This is a genomic window from Escherichia sp. TW14182 (assembly GCF_000208525.1).
Classification (GTDB): Bacteria; Pseudomonadota; Gammaproteobacteria; order Enterobacterales; family Enterobacteriaceae; genus Escherichia; species Escherichia ruysiae.
The window spans coordinates 1-4144 of sequence record NZ_AEJZ01000043.1; the positions used below are offsets into that span (position 1 = coordinate 1).

Consider the following 4144-nt stretch of genomic DNA (forward strand, 5'->3'; position numbering starts at 1 on the left):
CACATGCAACTTGAAGTATGACGAGTATATACCGTAAATAAATCAGACAACTTACATAGCCAGCTTTACATTGCTTTGCGTCCCTATGCGTTTACCTGTGCACAATAAATTACCGGCTGGAAGCTCGGGCGTTTATTACCGCGATGGAATGCCCTGCATCATGTGGGGAAACGAAAAATGGAGCTGACGATGAAACAATTACTTGCCTCACCCTCGCTACAATTAGTGACTTATCCTGCGAGCGCCACGGCACAGTCTGCAGAATTCGCCAGTGCTGACTGCGTGACGGGCCTGAATGAAATAGGTCAGATCTCGGTTAACAATATTTCAGGGGATCCGCAGGACGTGGAACGTATCGTGGCGTTAAAGGCCGATGAACAGGGGGCATCATGGTATCGCATTATTACCATGTACGAAGACCAGCAGCCCGATAACTGGCGCGTACAGGCGATACTGTATGCATGAATGTCATCAACATCGAATAAACAATGCCGGATGCGGCGCCTGCGCCTTATCCGGCCTACAGATCCTAAGATAAGACGCGCCAGCGTCGTATCAGGCGTACTCGCTTACAAAAACACGCCTCCCGTCGCCCGCAGTAATAAATCATTCTGGATCTGCTCTGACACCCGCACGCCACCGCGCGTATCTAACATTATCTGACACCACGCCTGTGCCATTGGCGGTGAAGCATATTTCAACATTTGTGCGCCGCAACCCAGCAGGAATAGCTGATGAGTGATCTCTCGCCCAAGCTCTTCAGTAGGTTTGCGCAGTTGCTGCTGTAATCGACGAACCGCACGATCAAAATAACGATCTTGCCCTTTCACTTCCATAAACGCTTCCGACAGTAAGTCGTATACGCCCGCCTGCTTATTGAGAACGCGCAGCACATCCAGACACATGATGTTGCCAGAACCTTCCCAAATACTGTTTACCGGCATCTCCCGATAAAGACGCGGCAGCTCGCTCTCCTCGCAATAGCCAATTCCGCCCAGCACTTCCATCGCTTCAGCCACAAACGGAATACCACTTTTGCAAATCACAAACTTCGCCGTTGGGGTGAATAAGCGCGCCCACAGGGCTTCTTTGGCATCGGCGCGTCGATCCCACGCCCGCGCCAGACGAAACAGCAATGCCGTTTGCCCTTCAAGCTGAAGCGCCATACGACTTAAGACATGACGCATCAGAGGCTGTTGGATCAATGGATTACCAAAAACATGGCGTTGATGTGCATGATAAATCGCCAGCGAGAATGCACGGCGCATCATGGCATGGCTACCCAGGGCGCAATCAAAACGCGTCATCCCGCCCATTTTCAGGATCAGGCGAATACCTTCTCCTTCCTGCCCCAACAACCAGCCAATGGCGTCCTGAAACTCCACTTCGCAACTGGCGTTAGAGCGATTACCCAGCTTATCTTTCAGCCGCTCGAGGCGAATCGCATTGCGTTGCCCGTCAGGCAAAAATCGCGGCACAAAAAAGCAGGACAGACCGCCCGTGGTCTGCGCCAGCACCAGATGCGCATCGCTTTGCGGCACCGAGAAAAACCATTTATGCCCCACCAGCCGATAAGAGCCATCTTCCAGACGCTCTGCCCGTGTGGTATTGCTCATAACATCAGAGCCGCCCTGCTTTTCCGTCATGCCCATGCCAATCAACAAACCGCGTTTTTGCCCGCCTGGCAATAAGTGGGAATCGTAGCGATCGCTCAACAGTGGCGTGGTCCAGTCCTGAAACGGCGCGGGTAGCATCTGTAACAACAATGGCGTGGCGGCAAAGGTCATCGTTATCGGGCATAACGACCCAGCCTCAACCTGCGCATGTAACATGAAACGCGCCGCCCGCGCCACAAATGCGCCGGAGCGAGCGTCTTCTTCCCAGGCCAGATTGTGTACCCGATTAGTACATAGCGCCTGCATCAGCAGGTGCCATGCAGGATGAAAACGCACATCGTCCAGACGGCGCCCCTGCGCGTCATAGCGCAACAATTCAGGCGGATTCACATTTGCCAGCCGCCCCAGTTCAAGGGATTCAGCCGTTCCTAACTGCTGACCAATACTGGCAAGAAAATCGCTATCCCAGCCAGCACCTTCACGCGTTACCGCTTCACAGAGCGCGCCATCAGACAGGTATAAGTTGCTGTTATTTAATGGTATAGGTTGATTGAAAACGGTGTGAGTTTGCCAGTGCACTGTGTCTCCCTCCATCAATGGCAGTCACCATTAGTATGGTCACTGCCACGGATTCCTGACAGAAAGAGATTGCTAAAACATTCTTAACCCGCAATGTAATGCGGAACAAAACGCGAAGTGTCTTTAGTGATCAGCGTGTTATCTTCGCGAATACCCATTCCGCACGCTTCATCATCGACAATCCAGCTACCAATCAGCGTGTAGCTATCGCCAAAACGCGGCAGCGGTTGAAATGCCTGGTAGATCATCGGTTCATCGGCGTAATCACCATCAGCATGGTCAACGACATCATTCTGACCGTTGAAAATGGTGACGTTGCCGCCTTCGCGCGAGTAGATCGGTTTACGCACATAGCTTTCGCCAGCGGCAATCTGCGGTTTTTCGCCCTCAAACCAGGATGCAAGAAGGTTAGGATGACCAGGGAAGAAGCGCCAAAGCAACGGCATTAACCCTTTATTGCTCAATATGCTTTTCCATAGCGGCTCCACCCATTGCTCACGGCGCTTGCGCAGCAGAGGACCGTTATCGTCACGCATCATCCACTCCAGCGGATACAGCTTAAATGCACGCTGGATGACGTTATCATCAAGATCGGTCAGCACGCCGCCGACGCCCAGGCCAAGATCTTCAATGTAGATAAACCGCGACTCCTGCCCTGCCTGCTGGGCGCAGTCCTGCAAGTACAGCACGGTACTCCTGTCTTCATCGGTGTCCTGACAGCAGCAAAAATAAAACGGCTCCCGACTGTAAAGTTCACTAAAGCGCGAGATGAGGCGTTCCTGAATGGCATTGTACTGATCGGCGTCACGTGGAATAACGCCGCTGCGCCGCGCATCCTCCAGCCATAGCCACTGGAAATATGCCGACTCATACAACGAAGTCGGCGTATCGGCGTTGTACTCAAGCAGCTTCACCGGCGCATTACCACACCAGGCAAAATCCATCCGACCATACAGCGAAGGATCGCGCGCCCGCCAGCTTTCAGCAATCACATCCCAGTACAACGGCGGGATCGCCAGTTGCGTCAGGATCTGTTCATCTTTAACCGCACGATCCACCACCTCAAGGCACATCTGATGTAACTCTGCGGTTGGTTTTTCGATCTGCTCTTCAATCTGGCGCAGAGTAAAGCGATAGGCTCGACTCTCATCCCAATAGATCTCATTATCGATGATATGAAAGTCGAAACCGTTGTCGGCGGCGATCTGGTCAAGATCCTGCCGCACAGGGACGTTATGTCTCAGCATGATTAGCCTCCCCAATGCCCACGGGCGCTGGAGGAGCGACCATAGCCGCCGCGCGAAACCGTTGAGGCTTTTCTGGTGGTAAAGCTGCCCGAGGAGTAAGACTCTTTTTTGCCAGAACCGGAGCGCCAGGAGTAATCACCGGAAGTGTTGCGCCAGACGGGGCGCGAAGCAAAAGAGGAACCGCCGCTGTTATAAACAAACTGCTCATCGCGATCTTTACGAATAACCCGGCTTAATAAAAATCCAGATATTACCGGGATCCAACTCTGTTCAACGTTGTCGTAGTAACAATTTTCATACTTAGACTGACAATTCTGCTGAGTCATATTCTTCGGAACATCGGCATAAAACGCCGCTTTGGCGTTGTTCCAGCCATGCGCACAGATATCTGAATTATTACCGTCATCAATACAATCCTGCACAGTCGAGTAAAACGTTCCGTCGCCGTCGTTATCGACATCGCCGCTATCGGCACAACCTTTCAATACGAAAAAAGCGGCACCGCCCATTAGCGCCAACGTTAAGTATTTTTGTGCGTAGCGATTGCGACGCGGTTCAAAAGGATTATTCGGTCTACCAATGCGACTGATCGCTCCGTGACCAATTTTACTGTTATTTCTTGATTTGCGTTTTCTGGCCATGATCGTCCATTACCATGTCATACAAGCTGCGTTAAAAATACCGCCAGCCAGCGCGGCGGGT

Annotated in this window: 4 protein-coding genes; 1 reads left to right on the top strand and 3 read right to left on the bottom strand. The window is 52.2% G+C overall.

Annotation, left to right across the window (positions count from 1 at the left end):
- Window positions 1-189: 189 nt before the first annotated feature.
- Window positions 190-465, top strand: coding sequence for a DUF1471 family protease activator YjfN (gene yjfN, locus EQY_RS0104305; protein WP_010348195.1), 276 nt, complete (start codon window positions 190-192; stop codon window positions 463-465).
- A gap of 104 nt (window positions 466-569) precedes the next feature.
- Here the strand turns inward: yjfN and EQY_RS0104310 are convergent, their stop codons facing one another.
- The 3 genes from EQY_RS0104310 to EQY_RS0104320 all read right to left on the bottom strand — a co-directional run bounded on the left by EQY_RS0104310 (window position 570) and on the right by EQY_RS0104320 (window position 4083).
- Complete coding sequence (locus tag EQY_RS0104310; protein WP_024212398.1) at window positions 570-2195, bottom strand: isovaleryl-CoA dehydrogenase; 1626 nt, start codon at window positions 2193-2195, stop codon at window positions 570-572.
- Window positions 2196-2278: 83 nt separating this feature from the next.
- Window positions 2279-3442: a glutathionylspermidine synthase family protein gene (locus EQY_RS0104315; protein ID WP_000943936.1), complete on the bottom strand. Its 1164-nt coding sequence runs from the start codon at window positions 3440-3442 to the stop codon at window positions 2279-2281.
- A gap of 2 nt (window positions 3443-3444) precedes the next feature.
- The gene (locus EQY_RS0104320) at window positions 3445-4083 is read right to left on the bottom strand and encodes a DUF1190 domain-containing protein (protein WP_000101662.1); all 639 of its coding nucleotides are present in this window, start codon (window positions 4081-4083) and stop codon (window positions 3445-3447) included.
- Between the last annotated feature and the right edge of the window lie 61 nt (window positions 4084-4144).

Coding starts and splice junctions, on each gene's coding strand:
- EQY_RS0104315 (WP_000943936.1), bottom strand. CDS start 3,442: ATGCTGAGACATAACGTCCCTGTGCGGCAGGATCTTGACCAGATCGCC.
- yjfN (WP_010348195.1), top strand. CDS start 190: ATGAAACAATTACTTGCCTCACCCTCGCTACAATTAGTGACTTATCCT.
- EQY_RS0104320 (WP_000101662.1), bottom strand. CDS start 4,083: ATGGCCAGAAAACGCAAATCAAGAAATAACAGTAAAATTGGTCACGGA.